Source organism: Rhodococcus sp. JG-3 (assembly GCF_000482405.1).
GTDB lineage: Bacteria > Actinomycetota > Actinomycetes > Mycobacteriales > Mycobacteriaceae > Rhodococcoides > Rhodococcoides fascians.
The window spans coordinates 3,738,022-3,752,910 of sequence record NZ_KI519398.1; the positions used below are offsets into that span (position 1 = coordinate 3,738,022).

The 14,889-nt window shown below is 65.1% G+C and carries 16 protein-coding genes; 7 read left to right on the forward strand and 9 right to left on the reverse strand.

Going from position 1 to position 14,889, the window contains the following annotated elements; all coding sequences use genetic code 11:
• Positions 1 to 63 precede the first annotated feature (63 nt).
• The gene (locus K414_RS0119015) at positions 64 to 339 is read left to right on the forward strand and encodes a helix-turn-helix transcriptional regulator (RefSeq protein WP_027497384.1); all 276 of its coding nucleotides are present in this window, start codon (positions 64 to 66) and stop codon (positions 337 to 339) included.
• 121 nt (positions 340 to 460) lie between these two features.
• On the opposite strand, the gene K414_RS0119020 is transcribed toward K414_RS0119015, so the two are convergent.
• From K414_RS0119020 to K414_RS0119030, 3 genes are all read right to left on the reverse strand, one after another.
• Positions 461 to 826 (reverse strand): VOC family protein, encoded by a 366-nt coding sequence (locus K414_RS0119020; protein ID WP_027497385.1) that lies wholly within the window; start codon positions 824 to 826, stop codon positions 461 to 463.
• Positions 827 to 1,041: 215 nt separating this feature from the next.
• Entirely contained in the window at positions 1,042 to 1,458 is a 417-nt protein-coding gene (locus tag K414_RS0119025; protein WP_027497386.1) for a cytochrome c oxidase subunit 4, read from the reverse strand.
• Between the two features lie 18 nt (positions 1,459 to 1,476).
• Positions 1,477 to 2,556, reverse strand: coding sequence for a cytochrome c oxidase subunit II (locus K414_RS0119030; protein ID WP_027497387.1), 1,080 nt, complete (start codon positions 2,554 to 2,556; stop codon positions 1,477 to 1,479).
• A gap of 222 nt (positions 2,557 to 2,778) precedes the next feature.
• On the opposite strand from K414_RS0119030, the gene asnB reads away from it, so the two are divergent.
• The gene (asnB, locus tag K414_RS0119035; RefSeq protein ID WP_027497388.1) at positions 2,779 to 4,707 is read left to right on the forward strand and encodes an asparagine synthase (glutamine-hydrolyzing); all 1,929 of its coding nucleotides are present in this window, start codon (positions 2,779 to 2,781) and stop codon (positions 4,705 to 4,707) included.
• A gap of 91 nt (positions 4,708 to 4,798) precedes the next feature.
• Here asnB and K414_RS0119040 read toward each other — a convergent pair whose 3' ends face one another.
• The 3 genes from K414_RS0119040 to K414_RS0119050 all read right to left on the reverse strand — a co-directional run bounded on the left by K414_RS0119040 (position 4,799) and on the right by K414_RS0119050 (position 7,382).
• Positions 4,799 to 5,773: a carbohydrate kinase family protein gene (locus K414_RS0119040; protein WP_027497389.1), complete on the reverse strand. Its 975-nt coding sequence runs from the start codon at positions 5,771 to 5,773 to the stop codon at positions 4,799 to 4,801.
• A gap of 103 nt (positions 5,774 to 5,876) precedes the next feature.
• Positions 5,877 to 6,242: an iron-sulfur cluster assembly accessory protein gene (locus K414_RS0119045; protein WP_027497390.1), complete on the reverse strand. Its 366-nt coding sequence runs from the start codon at positions 6,240 to 6,242 to the stop codon at positions 5,877 to 5,879.
• Between the two features lie 60 nt (positions 6,243 to 6,302).
• Entirely contained in the window at positions 6,303 to 7,382 is a 1,080-nt protein-coding gene (locus K414_RS0119050; protein WP_027497391.1) for a glycerate kinase, read from the reverse strand.
• 100 nt (positions 7,383 to 7,482) lie between these two features.
• Here K414_RS0119050 and K414_RS0119055 point away from each other — a divergent pair, with 100 nt between their 5' ends.
• Genes K414_RS0119055 through K414_RS0119070 form a run of 4 tightly spaced genes read left to right on the forward strand, consistent with a single transcriptional unit; the run spans position 7,483 to position 10,560 of the window.
• Positions 7,483 to 8,142, forward strand: a complete 660-nt coding sequence (locus tag K414_RS0119055) for a DUF3043 domain-containing protein (protein ID WP_027497392.1) — start codon at positions 7,483 to 7,485, stop codon at positions 8,140 to 8,142.
• A 5-nt stretch (positions 8,143 to 8,147) separates the two neighbouring features.
• Positions 8,148 to 8,717, forward strand: coding sequence for a bifunctional adenosylcobinamide kinase/adenosylcobinamide-phosphate guanylyltransferase (cobU, locus tag K414_RS0119060; protein WP_032368122.1), 570 nt, complete (start codon positions 8,148 to 8,150; stop codon positions 8,715 to 8,717).
• A 44-nt stretch (positions 8,718 to 8,761) separates the two neighbouring features.
• On the forward strand, positions 8,762 to 9,796 hold the full coding sequence (gene cobT, locus K414_RS0119065) for a nicotinate-nucleotide--dimethylbenzimidazole phosphoribosyltransferase (RefSeq protein WP_230074370.1): 1,035 nt from the start codon (positions 8,762 to 8,764) through the stop codon (positions 9,794 to 9,796).
• Between the two features lie 2 nt (positions 9,797 to 9,798).
• Positions 9,799 to 10,560 carry an adenosylcobinamide-GDP ribazoletransferase gene (locus K414_RS0119070; protein ID WP_027497395.1) on the forward strand — a complete coding sequence of 254 codons (762 nt, stop codon included), beginning with the start codon at positions 9,799 to 9,801 and terminating at the stop codon, positions 10,558 to 10,560.
• Here K414_RS0119070 and K414_RS0119075 read toward each other — a convergent pair whose 3' ends face one another.
• Both K414_RS0119075 and gcvT read right to left on the reverse strand, forming a co-directional pair.
• Complete coding sequence (locus K414_RS0119075; RefSeq protein WP_027497396.1) at positions 10,561 to 11,664, reverse strand: branched-chain amino acid aminotransferase; 1,104 nt, start codon at positions 11,662 to 11,664, stop codon at positions 10,561 to 10,563.
• 41 nt (positions 11,665 to 11,705) lie between these two features.
• Positions 11,706 to 12,806: a glycine cleavage system aminomethyltransferase GcvT gene (gene gcvT, locus K414_RS0119080; RefSeq protein WP_027497397.1), complete on the reverse strand. Its 1,101-nt coding sequence runs from the start codon at positions 12,804 to 12,806 to the stop codon at positions 11,706 to 11,708.
• A gap of 129 nt (positions 12,807 to 12,935) precedes the next feature.
• Here gcvT and K414_RS0119085 point away from each other — a divergent pair, with 129 nt between their 5' ends.
• Positions 12,936 to 14,459, forward strand: a complete 1,524-nt coding sequence (locus K414_RS0119085; RefSeq protein WP_027497398.1) for a leucyl aminopeptidase — start codon at positions 12,936 to 12,938, stop codon at positions 14,457 to 14,459.
• A gap of 49 nt (positions 14,460 to 14,508) precedes the next feature.
• Here the strand turns inward: K414_RS0119085 and K414_RS0119090 are convergent, their stop codons facing one another.
• The gene (locus K414_RS0119090) at positions 14,509 to 14,850 is read right to left on the reverse strand and encodes a hypothetical protein (protein WP_027497399.1); all 342 of its coding nucleotides are present in this window, start codon (positions 14,848 to 14,850) and stop codon (positions 14,509 to 14,511) included.
• Between the last annotated feature and the right edge of the window lie 39 nt (positions 14,851 to 14,889).

A 14,889-nucleotide genomic window follows, 5' to 3' on the forward strand; every position in this document is an offset into this window, starting at 1 on the left:
TCTGCAGACCCATCGGTGACGAGCATCGGCCCGGTCGGTCTCGACCGGTATTAGTATCGGTGTATGGTCCGTATCCCACTCAGTCCCGGTGAACTCGCGCGTGGTGCTCGCTTGGGCACAGCTTTGCGCCGTTTCCGGGGCAGCCGGACCATGACCGAGGTTTCCGACGCCGCAGGCATTTCCGTCGAGACACTCAGAAAAATCGAGACCGGGCGTATCGCAACCCCGGCATTCTTTACCGTCGCCGCACTGTGCACTGCGTTGGAGATCTCACTCGATGCACTGCTCGAATCCACGGCGGATACGTCGTCGACCCTGCGGGAGCCAGACGCGTCCTGACTGGTTCGGATCCGCGCCGTGGTTTTCCGGGACGTTCATGCGTTCCAGTCCATGATGAAAGACCGGCCCTTGGGGTGCGGCCGGTCTCTCACCGACCCGCAGTAGGTAGGCGTGGTGCTTCTCAGTCGATCGGCGAGACCCTGATGAGGTTGCCGTCGGGGTCCGCGATCACGAAAGTGCGGCCGAAGACGGCTTCGTGTGGCTTCTGCACCACGGCAACTCCTTTCGCGACCCAATCGGTGAATATGTCGTCGACTGCCTCCGAGGGGCCGGGCACCATGAGTCCGATCTCGCTCATGCAGGGTGTGCTCGGTACAGAGTGCTCGGCGTAGCCCGTCCACAACGCGAGCAGCACACCGGGGGCAACGTCGAAAGCAACATAGTGGGGACTCGTGAAGGTCGGTTCGATCTCGAACAGGTCGCTGTAGAAGGCGGTGGCGGCCTGGGTCTCCCGGACGCCGATCAAGAACAGGTTCGGTGCAGGCATGGAGGGCTCCTGATCGAAGCACTCACACCAGCCGCAGCTCGCGAACGCATCGGTCAGCTCGCCACAGTTCTGGCCGAAAAGCACTCGACCCCGCCGGCTGACCCGGTCGGAATGCCCCTGCACTCGAGCGATGTCCCCGGTGTGCACGTCCTAGCACAGAAAAGGGCCCCGATCGCTCTCGTGAACGATCGGGGCCCTTTTCGGGTGTCTACAGGTCAGTGGCGTTCGGCACCGATGTGGTACTCGAAGACCAATCCAGCGGCCGAGGCGATGACGCACACGACGCCCAAGGCGATCAACCAGGGCTGGAAGAAGGCAAAGCCCAGAGCGGTGATCGACGCCGCCACGGCCAGCACGAACGGCCAGAAGCTGCCGGGGCTGAAGAAGCCCAGGTCGCCTGCACCGTCACTTACCTCGGCGTCGTCGAAGTCTTCGGGCCGAGTGTCGAGCCGTCGCGCGACGAATCGGAAGTACGTTCCGACGATCAGCGTCAGGCCGACCGACAGGAAGATCGCCGTGACGCCTGCCCACTCGACGCCGGTTCGGCTCAATCCTGTGAACAGCGCATACACGATGCCGACCAGGAGGAAGAAGACCGTGAGGATCTCGAAGATCTTCGCTTCGATTTTCATATCAGCATGCTTCCTTGGTCAGTTGCCTTCGGCGACGGTGGCGGTACGGACGGTGCGATCGGTCTCGAACGGCGAGGTGCTGGTCGCGAGCGGGCTCTCGCCGATGGCTTCCAGTGCCTGCGCGTTGGTCAGCGCTTCGCCACCCTCGGACAACGGCTTGCGCAGCTCGATGTACTGCTCGAACTTGTCCGGGGACACGGCGCGAACCTCGAAGTTCATCATCGAGTGGAACGTGCCGCACATCTCCGTGCATCGACCGACGAACGAACCTTCGCGCTCGATTTCGCTGATCTGGAACACGTTGTCGGAATGGTTCTCCTCGGGGTTGGGGAGAACGTCACGCTTGAACAAGAACTCCGGAACCCAGAAGCCGTGGATGACGTCCGAGGATGCCAGCACGAATTCGATGCGCTTTCCGGTGGGAAGGACGAGCACCGGAATCTCGGCGCTGGAACCGACCGTTTCGATCTTGTTGTAGTGCAGGTAGGACAGATCCTGGGGAATGGCACCGTGGATCGCGCCGGGCACGAACTCGCCGTCCTCGCTACCCTCGGCGCCTTCGCCGGGAGTTGCGGCGGCTTCTGCGGCGGCCTGCTCCTCTTCGTCGGTGCCCTCGTACTTGGCGGCACCGTCCTTGAGGTCGATCGTCCGGTATCCGAACTTCCAATTCCACTGGTATGCGGTCACGTCGACCTGGACGTCGGGATCTGCCTGCTTCTCGTCGACGTAGTTCTGCACCACGACGGTGAAGTAGAAGAGCACGGCGATGATCACGAACGGAACCGCCGTGTAGAACAGCTCTAGCGGAACGTTGTACGCGGTCTGACGCGGGAACTCCGGGGAGCTCTTCTTCTTACGGTGGAAGAGCACCACCCAGAAGATCAAGACCCACACGACGATGCCCATGACCAGGGCGGCGATGACCGACCAGGTCCACAGGTCGCCGATGCGTCGTCCCTGCGGAGTGACGCCCGAGGCGAAACCGAAATTGAGTACGTTGTCACTGCTGATGGAACAGCCCGACAGCATCAACGCGGCTACACCGAGAAATGCTGTCAGCCCCGCTCGCCGAAGGATCCGACTATGCGCCACGTTCACGCCTTCCTGATTGCCCACCACTGAAGAATAAGGGCTTCCACATGGAGATGCCCGAGTACTACGCAGCGTAGACCAAAGCTGACGCGGAGCCACCCTTGGGTCGTTACCTAGGTTCGAGCGTGTCTGCGGCATACTCGGTTGCTGATCGACCGTCCCGCTGACGACACGCGGAGATCCGGCCCCCGGCATTGTCCCCAACTGCGAGAAGAGGTAGCAGACGCTGTGTGTGGACTGCTCGGAGTACTGACATCTCACGGAACGACCGCCGCCGGCGTCGAGCTGGTGAGCTCGGCGACTCACTGCATGCGCCATCGAGGCCCGGACGAGCCCGGTGGCACCTGGCACGACGACGACGTCGTATACGGCTTCAATCGACTCTCGTTCATCGACATCGAACACTCGCATCAGCCGATGCGGTGGGGACCTCCGGGTTCACCCGACCGGTACGCGTTGGTGTTCAACGGCGAGATCTACAACTACCTCGAGTTGCGTGCGGAGCTCGCGCGCGATCACGGTGCAGAATTCGCCACCGAAGGTGACAGCGAGTCGATCGTCGCGGCATTTCACTACTGGGGCGCTTCCGCCGTGCAACGTCTGCGAGGAATGTTCGCCTTCGCCATCTGGGACACCGAGACTCGCGAGATGTTCATCGCGCGCGATCCCTTCGGCATCAAGCCGTTGTTCTACGCCACGGGCCCGGGTGGAACCGCGTTCGGCAGTGAGAAGAAGAGCGTTCTCGAACTGATGGAGCTGCTGGGCGTCGATCTCGACCTCGACCCGCGGGCCATCGAGCACTACACCGTGCTTCAGTACGTCCCGGAACCGGAGACGCTGCACGCGGGGATCAGGCGGCTCGAGTCGGGTTGCTACGCCACCCTCTCCCCCGGTACGCCGCCGAAGATCACCCGATACTTCACACCGACGTTCCCGGTGAAGCCTTTCGCTCCCGGCAGCGAGAAGGCTCGCTACCAGGAGATTGCCGAGGCGCTCGAAGATTCGGTCGCCAAGCACATGCGAGCCGACGTGACCGTCGGTTCCTTCCTCTCGGGCGGCATCGATTCCACGGCCATCGCGGCACTGGCGATTCGACACAATCCGAACTTGATCACCTTCACGACCGGCTTCGAGCGCGAGGGTTACTCCGAGGTCGACGTTGCAGCGGAGTCGGCAGCCGCGATAGGTGCTCGGCACATCGTGAAAGTGGTCGGACCGGAAGAGTTCGCGGCGTCCATTCCCGAGATCGTCTGGTACCTGGACGACCCGGTGGCCGATCCGGCGCTCGTACCGCTCTACTTCGTCGCCAAAGAAGCTCGCAAACACGTCAAGGTCGTGCTGTCCGGAGAGGGTGCGGACGAACTGTTCGGCGGCTACACCATCTACCGCGAGCCGCTGTCGTTGAAGCCGTTCGAGTCTCTACCCGCATTTCTACGCCGCGCAGCCGGATCGTTGAGCGAGCGCATTCCCGAAGGCACGCGCGGCAAGAGCTTGCTGCACCGAGGATCGATGACCCTCGAGGAGCGCTACTACGGCAACGCACGCAGCTTCAACGACGCGCAGTTGCGATCGGTGCTGCGTGAGTTCCGTTCGGAGTGGACGCATCAGGACGTCACCGCGCCCATCTACGCGCAGTCGCAGGGGTGGGATCCCGTGGCTCGTATGCAGCATTTGGACCTGTTCACCTGGCTTCGTGGCGACATTCTGGTCAAGGCCGACAAGATCACCATGGCGAACTCGCTCGAGCTGCGCGTCCCGTTCCTCGATTCCGAGGTCTATCGCGTGGCAGAGAAGTTGCCACTGGAGCAGAAGATCACCAAGAGCACTACCAAATACGCGCTGCGCCAGGCGCTGGAAGGCATCGTTCCCGGTCATGTTCTGCACCGCGCCAAGCTCGGTTTTCCGGTGCCACTGCGCCACTGGCTGCGCGGTACCGAACTCTTCGACTGGGCTCACCAGCAGATCGCCGAGTCACAGACCGATCACCTTCTGAACAAGGCCGCCATCGTCGCCATGCTCGACGACCATCGGGCAGGCAAATCGGATCACAGCCGTCGCCTGTGGACGCTGCTGATCTTCATGGTGTGGCACGGGATCTTCGTGGAGAAGCGCATCGTGCCGCAGATCGCCGAACCGGAGTACCCGGTCAACATCTGACTGGTACACCCGTCTCCCCGGGATCAATGTGGATTTCAGTTGCTCAGATTGCAACAAAGCCGCATTGATCCCGCTGGGGGGGGAGCCGATCTCAGGCGGGCAGCAGCGCGCCGATCTCCTCGCCGGCTTCGGCACCGTACGCCGCGCTCAAGCGCTTGATCGCGTCGTCGCGGTTGAGACTCCATTCTTGCGTTCCGGTGGTCTCGAGGACCAGCACGGCTACCAGAGAACCGAGTTGAGCAGCTCGTTCGATGCTCGCTCCGGCGAGGTGGCCGGTGAGGAACCCGGCACGGAACCCGTCGCCCACTCCGGTGGGATCGACCTTGCTCGTCTCGGGCACGACACCGATGTGGGTATGCTTCCCGCCCTTTTCGACGATATCTACGCCCCGCTTGCCCAGCGTGGTGACCCGCAGGTCCACCTTGTCCGCGATATCGGCGTCGGACATCCCGGTCTTCTGCTTGAGCAGTGCCCATTCGTATTCGTTGGTGAACAGGTAGGCCGCCCCGTCGATCAGGTCGGTGGCCTGTGCGGCGTCGAGTCGCGCGAGTTGCTGGGACGGGTCGGCGGCAAAGGGAACACCTGCCGCGCGGCACTGGTCCGTGTGGGCGGTCATCGCATCCGGATCGTTGGCCCCGATCAGCACGAGATCGAGCTTGTGCTGTGCGGCCAGCGCGTCGATGGAGATGTCGCGGGCTTCGCTCATGGCACCGGGATAGAACGACGCGATCTGCGCCATGTCCTCGTCGGTGGTGCAGACGAAGCGTGCTGTGTGCGCGGTGGCAGACACACTGACGCCACTGCAGTCGACTCCGTGCTCTTCGAGCCAGGTCCGATACTCGGCGAAGTCCGGCCCCACGGCTCCGACGAGGAGCGGAGAGCCGCCGAGGACCCCGAGTGCGTAGGCGATGTTTCCGCCCACTCCCCCTTTACGGATGACCAGGTCGTCCACCAGGAAGCTCAGCGAAATGTTCGCGAGCTGATCGGCGACGATCTGCTCGGCGAACCGACCGGGGAATCGCATCAGATGGTCGGTTGCAATCGAGCCGGATACCGCGAGAGTCACGAAGAAGAGCCTTTCGGAGTGAAGTTCTGGATGACCGACGAGCAGACACGACTGTGACCGATACACGAATACGTGTATCGGTCACAGTCGAGAGCAAGTCAGCTCAGTTGAACGAGTCGCCGCACGCGCACGATCCGGTCGCGTTCGGGTTGTCGATCGTGAAGCCCTGCTTCTCGATCGTGTCCACGAAGTCGATGGATGCACCCTCCACGTAGGGAGCGCTCATCCGGTCGACTGCGAGGGTGACGCCGCCGAAGTCGACCGCGAGGTCGCCGTCGAGGCTTCGGTCGTCGAAGAAAAGCTGATAACGCAGTCCTGCACACCCACCGGGCTGTACAGCGATGCGCAGCGCGAGGTCGTCGCGGCCCTCTTGATCCAGCAACGCCTTGGCCTTGGCCGAAGCGGTCTCCGTCATGGTGACCTTGTGCGCCGTGGTTTCGGTCGTTGTGGTCTCATTCGAAACGGTCATGGGCTCTCCCTATCAGTCGTACCAAACCCGTGAACAAACTCAACCGTACTCCGGGTTGCTCTATTCCTTGCGCGCGCCGCCCCTGTTCGAGGGCCCGGCAACAGCACTCCCCGCCACGTGCGCGGCCAGCTTTTCGAGCTGATTGGCCGCATCGGTCATGGCCACCTCCACAGACCCGGCGAACTCGCTGATCGAATGAGCGGCCGAGATACCGGCCGACGCCAAGTCGTCCTTGCTCAACGTCACCTGGCCGGCGAGCACCACGGTCTCGATTCCGGTGGCACCGCCTGCAGCGGCGATTCTGGTCACCAACTTGCCTCGCAGCGACTGCGAATCGAACTTTCCCTCCCCGGTCAACACCAGGTCGACGGAGTCCAGGAGTTCCCGCTGACCGGTTCGTTCCGCCACCACGGCAGCACCCGGCACCTGCCTGCCACCGAGGGCGAACAGGGCCGCCCCCATCCCGCCCGCGGCACCCGCACCGGGACGGTCTGCCACGTCGTGGCCCGCAGCCGACAGAACGGCAGCCCAGTCGGCGTTCAGTTCTTCGAGTCGCTCGACCGTCTCGGTATCGGCACCCTTCTGCGGCCCGAACACCCGAGCAGCACCGGCATCGCCGAGCAGGGGGTTCTCCACGTCCGACGCGGCGACGAGGTCGATTCCCGAGAACCGTTCGATTGCCGACCCCAGCCCGCCGAGTGCGCGGATCATCGCTCGTCCGCCGTCGGTGCAACTGCTCCCGCCGAGTCCGACGACGATCGACGTGGCACCACTGTTCAACGCCTCGCTCAGCAGCTGGCCGACGCCGTAGCTGTTCGCCTTCAGCGCCGACTGCGGAGTCAGCGGACCGTCGACGAGGTGCAGCCCGCAGGCCTGAGCCGATTCGATGTACGCCACCGTGCCGTCGAGCAGCCAGCGGGCCTGCACCGGCGTCCCGAGCGGTCCATCCACGTCGGCGACGTGGATTGTGCCGATGCGCGAGGCCAGTACCTCGACGAACCCCGGTCCACCGTCGGATTGGGGTGCCAGTTCCAGCTCGTCACCGCTCCGGACGCCCGCCCATCCTCTGGCAATGGCGGCGGCTGCATCTGCGGCAGTCAGGGTGTCCCCGAAGGAGTCCGGCGCAATCATCACTCGCATTCTCGGAAGTGTAGGACCGCAGTGCCCGAACAGCATCCGGTGCTGCGCCGCTGACCTGGCCGGTGTTCGAGTGCCTCCGCTCATCCCATACTCTGGTTGCGTGAAGCTGCTACGCCGTGGAAACTCTGACAATTCGGACGGACAGGACTCGAACGAGCCCGAGTCGACTGTGTCCGCCGGCGAGGCGACCTCGCCGGTGTCTCTCGGCAAAGGCCGACCGACCCCCAAGCGCCGTGACGCCGAGGCCCGCCGCCGCGGGCCGGTCGCTCCGGCTCCCCTGACGAGCAAAGAGGCACGAGAGCGCCGCAAGGCGAACAAGGGCAGCAAGGAAGACCGTAAGGCTGCCTCGAACGAACGGCGTGCAGCAGCTGCGGAGCGTCGGGCGCGCATGCTCGCGGGCGACGACAAGTATCTGCTGCCTCGCGACAAGGGCCCGGTGCGTGCCTACGTTCGCGACATCGTCGATGCGCGGCGCAATCTGGTCGGCTTGTTCATGCCGCTCGCTCTCATTCTCATCTTTGCGCTGTTCCTGCAGCCGCAGGTACAGCAGTACGTCACTCTCGGCATGTTCGTGATGATGCTGTTCATGGTCGGCGAGGGCATCTACCTCGGCAAGATGATCAACAACCGCATTCGCGTCCGGTTCCCCGACACTCCCGACGGCGGCTTCAAAATCGGCTGGTACGCCTTCGTACGGGCGTCGCAGATTCGGAAGATGCGTGCCCCCAAGCCGCGAGTGAGCGCCGGCGAGGCCGTCTGACGTCGGTGGCCGTGCCGTCTCGAACGCTCGTCCTCGGCGGAGCCAGATCCGGTAAGTCCGCGCACGCAGAATCGTTGGTCACGACCCGCCCGGTCCGTTACGTCGCGACCGGACAGCGCGATGCGTCCGACGAAGACTGGGAGCAGCGCATCGAACTCCATCGTGCGTCGCGTCCGCCCGAGTGGACCACGGTCGAAACCGTCACCGGGCTGGCGGCGGTGGTGGCTCAGCCCTGGGGCGGCACCACGATGGTCGACGATCTGGGCACCTGGCTGACGGGAATGCTCGACGACGCAGCGGCCTGGGACCTGCCTCGCGGGACGATTGCTCCGGCCGTGGACGACTTGATCGCGGCGGTCTCGGACTGCAGGTCGACTCTCGTGATCGTCAGCCCCGAGGTCGGCATGTCCGTCGTTCCCGAGTCGCGTTCGGGTCGACTGTTCCGTGACGAGCTCGGTGTCCTCAATGCGCGTCTCGCGCACGTGTGTGACAGGGTTCTGCTGGTCGTCGCGGGCCTCGCGCTGACCCTCAAAGAACCACCGGCGGATTCCCTGACCGCGAAAGGCCCAGTGTGACAACTCCTGTGGACGAGATCCCGGCAGCCTCACCGTTTCGACCGGTGCCTTCGCCGTCCGATTCCGCGCGGTACGAAGCTGCCGAGCGGCAAGGTCGGTTGACCAAGCCGGCCGGTAGCCTCGGCCGTCTCGAGACGCTCGGCGAGTGGATCGCCGCCTGCCAAGACGTCAGTCCGCCGACGTCCTTCGAGCGCGTCCGTGTCGTCGTCTTCGCCGGCGACCACGGCGTCGCCGCTCATGGAGTGTCCGCCTACCCGCCCGAGGTCACGGCGCAGATGGTCGAGAACATTCGCGCGGGCGGTGCTGCGGTCAACGTCCTCGCGACCATCGCCGGGGCCACTGTTCGGGTGGTCGACATCGCTGTCGACGCCGACACCGATCCGTCGGTGTCGGCCTTCAAGATTCGGCGCTCGAGTGGTTCCATCGACCGCGAGGACGCACTGAGCGAGGACGAGGTGCGCGCCGCCGTCGCCGCCGGCGCTGCCATCGCGGACGAGGAGGTCGACGCTGGTGCGGACCTTCTCGTCGCAGGCGACATGGGCATCGGAAACACCACGCCCGCAACCGTATTGATCGCCACCCTCACCGATGCCGAACCGGTCGCTGCCGTCGGCCGCGGCACCGGAATCGACGACGCCGGGTGGATCAGGAAGACCGCTGCGATCCGGGACGCGATGCGGCGGGCTCGGCCGGTCGCCAAGAATCCCACCGACCTGCTGCGGGTGGCCGGTGGTGCCGACATCGCTGCCCTCGCCGGCTTCCTCGCGCAGGCGGCGCATCGGCGTACCCCGGTGATCCTGGACGGTCTCGTCGTCACAGCAGCAGCACTGGTGGCGGAGGACGGTGCGGCCGGTGCCAGCGCCTGGTGGGTCGCCGGGCATCGTTCGGCCGAGCCCGCCCATTCACTTGCCTTGCGGCACTTGCGACTCGAGCCGTTGGTGGAGCTGTCGATGCGACTCGGTGAAGGCTCCGGCGCGTTGACGGCCTTGCCGCTCGTTCGTGCGGGAGTCGACACGTTGAATTCGATGGCAACGTTCGCCGACGCCGGCGTCAGCACCGGCGACCCCGAAGTCCGCTGACCGTGAGGCTGCGGGCCGAGGGTCTGGTGCTCGCGTTCTCGTGGTTGACGGTGCTGCCCGTGCGTGGCCCGTCGCAGGTCGACAGGATCCGCGCCGGTCGCGCGATAGCGCACGCTCCCCTGGTCGGTCTCGTCCTCGGGTGCGTGTGTTCGGCACTGCTGTGGGCGACGACGGTTGCCGGGCTGTCGGCAATCCTGTGCGGCCTCATCGCCGTTGCCGCCGCCGCGCTGCTGACGCGCGGGATGCATATCGACGGGTTGGCCGACACCGCCGACGGGCTCGGCTGTTACGGCCCGCCCGAACGTGCGCGGGAGGTCATGAAGTCCGGTAGTGCCGGACCGTTCGGGGTGGCGGCCATCGCTTTGACGTCGGCGATTCAGGCCGCGAGTCTGGGTCAACTCGCGCAGGAGCGACTGTGGTGGGCTGTCGTCGTGGTCGCGGTGACTGCCCGGGTGGCGGCAGTCCTGGCCTGCCGCAAGGGAATCGACGCATCGACGTCGGGCGGCTTCGGCGCCCTCGTGGCCGGAACGCAGTCCAACGCCGTCCTGACGCTGTGGGTGATTGCGGCAGCAGCTGCGTCGGTCTTCGCGCAACCCGATCGACCCTGGCAAGGGCCGCTGGTCGTCGTCGCGGTCCTGACACTGTCGGTGTTTGCCGTTCGACACTGCGTCCGACGCTTCGGTGGCCTCTCGGGCGATGTTCTCGGTGCCGCAATCGAGACCACTACGGCGTCGGCCGCGGTGGGCCTGTTGATCGGCAGCTGATCAGCGGAGCTTGGTCATCCAGCCGTGGGTATCGGCGAAGGTGCCGCGCTGGATGCCGGTGAGGGTGTCTCGCAGTGCGAGCGTGATCTCACCGGGTTCTCCGCCTGCGATCTCGAAAGAACCGTCGGTGGATTTGACGCTGCCCACCGGGGTGATGACAGCTGCTGTGCCGCAAGCGAACACCTCGGTGATCTCGCCCGCTTCGGCACCCTTGCGCCACTCGTCGGTGGAGATCCGTCGTTCTTCGACGGGGATGCCGGAGTCCGTCGCCAAGGCCAACAGCGAGTCGCGCGTGATTCCGGGAAGCAGCGATCCGGACAGCGAGGGCGTCACCAACCGGGCGTCGGAACCCGAGCCGAAGACGAAGAACAGGTTCATGCCGCCCATCTCTTCGACGTAGCGGCGCTCGGTGGCGTCGAGCCAGACCACCTGATCGCAGCCCTCGTCGCTGGCCTGCGCCTGCGCGAGGAGGGAGGCGGCGTAGTTGCCTGCGAACTTCGCGGCACCGGTGCCGCCCGGTGCTGCGCGGACGTATTCGGTGGACAACCACACGCTCACCGGTTTGACGCCACGTGGGAAGTACGCGCCTGCGGGTGAGGCGATCAGCATGTAGCGATACGCGTCGGCGGGGCGCACGCCCAGACCGGCTTCGGTGGAGAACATGTAGGGCCGTAGATAGAGCGCGTCCTCGCCGCCCGCCGCCGGGACCCACTCGTGATCGAGCTCGAGCAGCTTCTCGATAGAGCCGATGAACAACTCGTCCGGCATCTCGGGCATGGCGAGCCGCTTGGCCGAGGTACGGAATCGTTCGGCGTTGGACTGCACCCGGAACGTGGACAGATCGCCGTTGGGCTGGCGGTAGACCTTCAGGCCCTCGAAGATCGCTTGGCCGTAATGCAGGACCATCGCCGCGGGGTCGAGCTCGATCGGACCGTACGGGGTGATCCTCGCATCGTGCCAGCCGCCGTCGCGGGTGTAGTCGATGCTGACCATGTGGTCGGTGAAGTGCTTTCCGAATCCGGGCGCAGCAAGTACCGCGTCACGCGCCGCGGAGGTTGCGGGCGAAGGATGCTGCACATACGTGAATTCGGAAACACCTGTCATGCCGGGAATCCTATCGTGGGGTTCGTGGCGGTCTCACGCGGTCACCTGGTCTTGGCGACGACGAACGGCGGTGCGACCACTTCGCAGCGCAGGGCGCGGCCTCGAACGTCGACCTCGACCTCCGAACCCACCGCGGGAGCGGCCTGCGCGTCGAGGAGTGCAAGGGCGATACCGACCTTGAGAGTGGGCGAGAAAGTGCCGGAGGTCGTCGTTCCGAGATCGCGTCCCGACGCGCGCACGGTGAGACCGGGGCGTAGAACGCCGCGATCGAGAGCTCTGAGCCCGCGCAGAATCCGTGCCGGACCGTCTGCCTTCTGGGCGGTCAATGCGTCCTTGCCCCAGAACGAGTCCTTGTTCCACCCGATCGCCCAGCCGCATCGTGCTTCGAGGGGCGAGATGTCCTGCGCCAGTTCGTGTCCGTGCAGCGGGTACCCCATTTCGGTGCGCAGCGTGTCGCGCGCTCCGAGCCCGCACACCTGACCGTCCCGAGACCGCACCGCAGCCAGCAGCGCCAGGAACAACGGTTTCACGTCGTCGGCAGACGGGATCAGCTCGTAGCCCTGTTCGCCGGTGTAACCCGTGCGGCAGACCCGGACAGGCAGCGAGTTCCAGGTGGCGTCCTCGAATGCCATGTAGTCCATATCGGTCGGTAGACCCAGTTCCTGCAGAACCTCGGACGCCTTGGGCCCCTGCACGGCCAGCACTCCGAACTCGCGGTGCCGGTTCACCACCGAGACCCCGGCGGGGGCAGCGGCAGCCATCGCGTCGACCACAGCTGCCGTGTTCGCAGCATTGGGTACCAGAAACACGTCCTCGTCGGAGACGAAGTAGGCGATCAGGTCGTCGACGACGCCACCGGACTCGGTGCAGCACAGCGTGTATTGCGCTTTGCCCGGTTCGATCCTGGCCAGGTCGTTGGTGAGGACGGAGTTCACGAATGCGGCGGCCCCGGGGCCGGTCACCGACGCCTTGCCGAGGTGGCCGACGTCGAACAGACCCACCGTTTCACGCACTGCCGTGTGCTCGACGACGACGCCGGCGTACGAGACCGGCATGGTCCATCCACCGAACGGTGCGAACGTCGCGCCGAGTTCGGTGTGCACGGCGTGGAGTGGTCCTTCGATCAACTCGGTGTCGGTCATGGCGGCCACGCTAGCTCACCTTGCGGAGCGTCTCAGGTCGGTCGCCCCGGTACGTCCCTCGATCGTCGACGCCGCCGACCGTCATTAGGATCGAGGGACATACACGTCAACCCCTACAGGAGCAGCCACGTGCCTTCCCCCTCGACGCTCACCCGCACTCTCGGACCCGACCTGGTTCTCGCGGGCAAGCTCGGTAAGAAAGTCGACGTACTCGTCGTCGCATTGAGCACGAGTGACGACGGCCTCGAACTCTCCATCACCGACGACATTTCCGACGATGCGATCGCCACCGAATTGCTCGACGCGTTCGAAGCCGTCGGTGCCACCGGCAAGGCCGACGAAGTAGTGCGTATTCCGGCTCCGGCCGGTCTGGCCGTGGCGAGTGTGTTGGCCGTGGGCCTCGGCAACGCCGCCGACATCGACAGTGAACGCATTCGTCACTCGGCCGGCACCGCGGCTCGCGCGCTGTCCGGTGTCGAGACGGCGGCCACGACGCTCTCGGCGCTCGATCTGGGTGCGGCTGCCGAGGGCTTCTTCCTCGGCGCGTACCAGTTCGCCGAGTTCAAGTCGGCTCTCTCGGCACCGAAGCCGTCTGCGCTTCCGGTGACTCGCATCGAGTTGTTGGTGCCCGACACTCGCTCCAAGGATGCCAAGCGCGAATTGGAGAGGTCGATCGCGATAGCCGAATCAGTGGCTGTCGCAAGGGATTTCGTCAACACTCCGCCCAGCCATCTCTACCCGGAGGAGTTCGCGGCTCAGGCCAAGGCGCTGGGCAAGGCGGCCGGCCTCGAGGTCGAGATTCTCGACGACAAAGCCCTCGAGAAGGGTGGCTACGGCGGCATTCACGGAGTGGGCAAGGGATCGTCCCGACTGCCTCGGCTCGTGCGCCTGACGCACTCGGGAGGCAAGCGCGGCGCGAAGAAGGTTGCCCTCGTCGGTAAGGGAATCACGTTCGACACCGGCGGCATCTCCATCAAGCCTGCTGCCGGCATGGAGAACATGACCTCGGACATGGGCGGTGCGGCAGCGGTCATCGCCACGGTGGTGCTCGCCGCCAAGGTCGGTCTGCCGCTCGACGTCATCGCCACCGTCCCGATGGCGGAGAACATGCCGTCGGGCACCGCTCAGCGCCCCGGCGATGTGCTCACCCAGTACGGCGGCATCACCGTCGAGGTGATCAATACCGACGCCGAGGGCCGCTTGGTACTCGCCGACGCGATCGTGCGGGCCTGCGAGGACGATCCGGACTACCTGATCGACACCGCGACGCTGACGGGCGCTCAGGTCGTCGCACTCGGCAACAGGACTCCCGGCGTGATGGGTACCGACGACTTCCGCGACCGCGTCGCAGCAATCTCGCAGGCGATCGGCGAGAACGGATGGGCCATGCCGTTGCCGAAGGAGATTCGCCGCGAACTCGACTCCAAGATCGCAGATCTCGCGAACGTCACCAACGGTCGAGCAGGTGGCATGCTCGCGGCCGCTCTGTTCCTGAAGGAATTCGTCGCCGAGGGCGTGGAATGGGCTCACATCGATGTCGCGGGCCCGGCATACAACACCGGTGGTCCGTTCGGCTACACCGGCAAGGGCGGCACCGGGGTTCCGGTCCGAACCATGTTCGCGGTTCTCGAGGACATCGCCGATAACGGCTGATCGTCTCCCGTCCGTGCGCGAGGCCCCATGCCCTCGCGCACGGACGGCGTCAGCTGTCGCGCTGCTGTTGTTCGCGCTGCCGAATCAGCTTCTGCCGAGCGTCGTGATCACGCATCCGCTGCGGATAGCCCGTCTTGCGGACGTCGTACACCGGAATCTTCAGGTCCGATCCGATCTTTCGTACATATTTTTCATCGAGCGGTCGACGCGTCCACTCACCGTCGTTCGCGACCAGAACCACCGTGAGCGGCGTGACCGTCGTTTTGGGTTCCACGTAGGCCTCGACGCCGATTCGTGTCGAGGTCCAATCGGCCAGGTACTGGGCAACCGAGCCTTCGGGTGCCCGTTTCGCGCCCCCACCGCTCGACTTGAATCGATCGAACAATCCCACGCGAACTCCTCTTTCGTACGGCCGGCGAAGTCCGAGTTT

What these genes read in the sequence shown, in the direction of transcription:
- K414_RS0119015 (WP_027497384.1), top strand. Translation starts at nt 64, where the DNA reads ATGGTCCGTATCCCACTCAGTCCCGGTGAACTCGCGCGTGGTGCTCGC.
- K414_RS0119020 (WP_027497385.1), bottom strand. Translation starts at nt 826, where the DNA reads ATGCCTGCACCGAACCTGTTCTTGATCGGCGTCCGGGAGACCCAGGCC.
- K414_RS0119025 (WP_027497386.1), bottom strand. Translation starts at nt 1,458, where the DNA reads ATGAAAATCGAAGCGAAGATCTTCGAGATCCTCACGGTCTTCTTCCTC.
- K414_RS0119045 (WP_027497390.1), bottom strand. Translation starts at nt 6,242, where the DNA reads ATGACCGTTTCGAATGAGACCACAACGACCGAAACCACGGCGCACAAG.
- K414_RS0119050 (WP_027497391.1), bottom strand. Translation starts at nt 7,382, where the DNA reads ATGCGAGTGATGATTGCGCCGGACTCCTTCGGGGACACCCTGACTGCC.
- K414_RS0119075 (WP_027497396.1), bottom strand. Translation starts at nt 11,664, where the DNA reads ATGACAGGTGTTTCCGAATTCACGTATGTGCAGCATCCTTCGCCCGCA.
- gcvT (WP_027497397.1), bottom strand. Translation starts at nt 12,806, where the DNA reads ATGACCGACACCGAGTTGATCGAAGGACCACTCCACGCCGTGCACACC.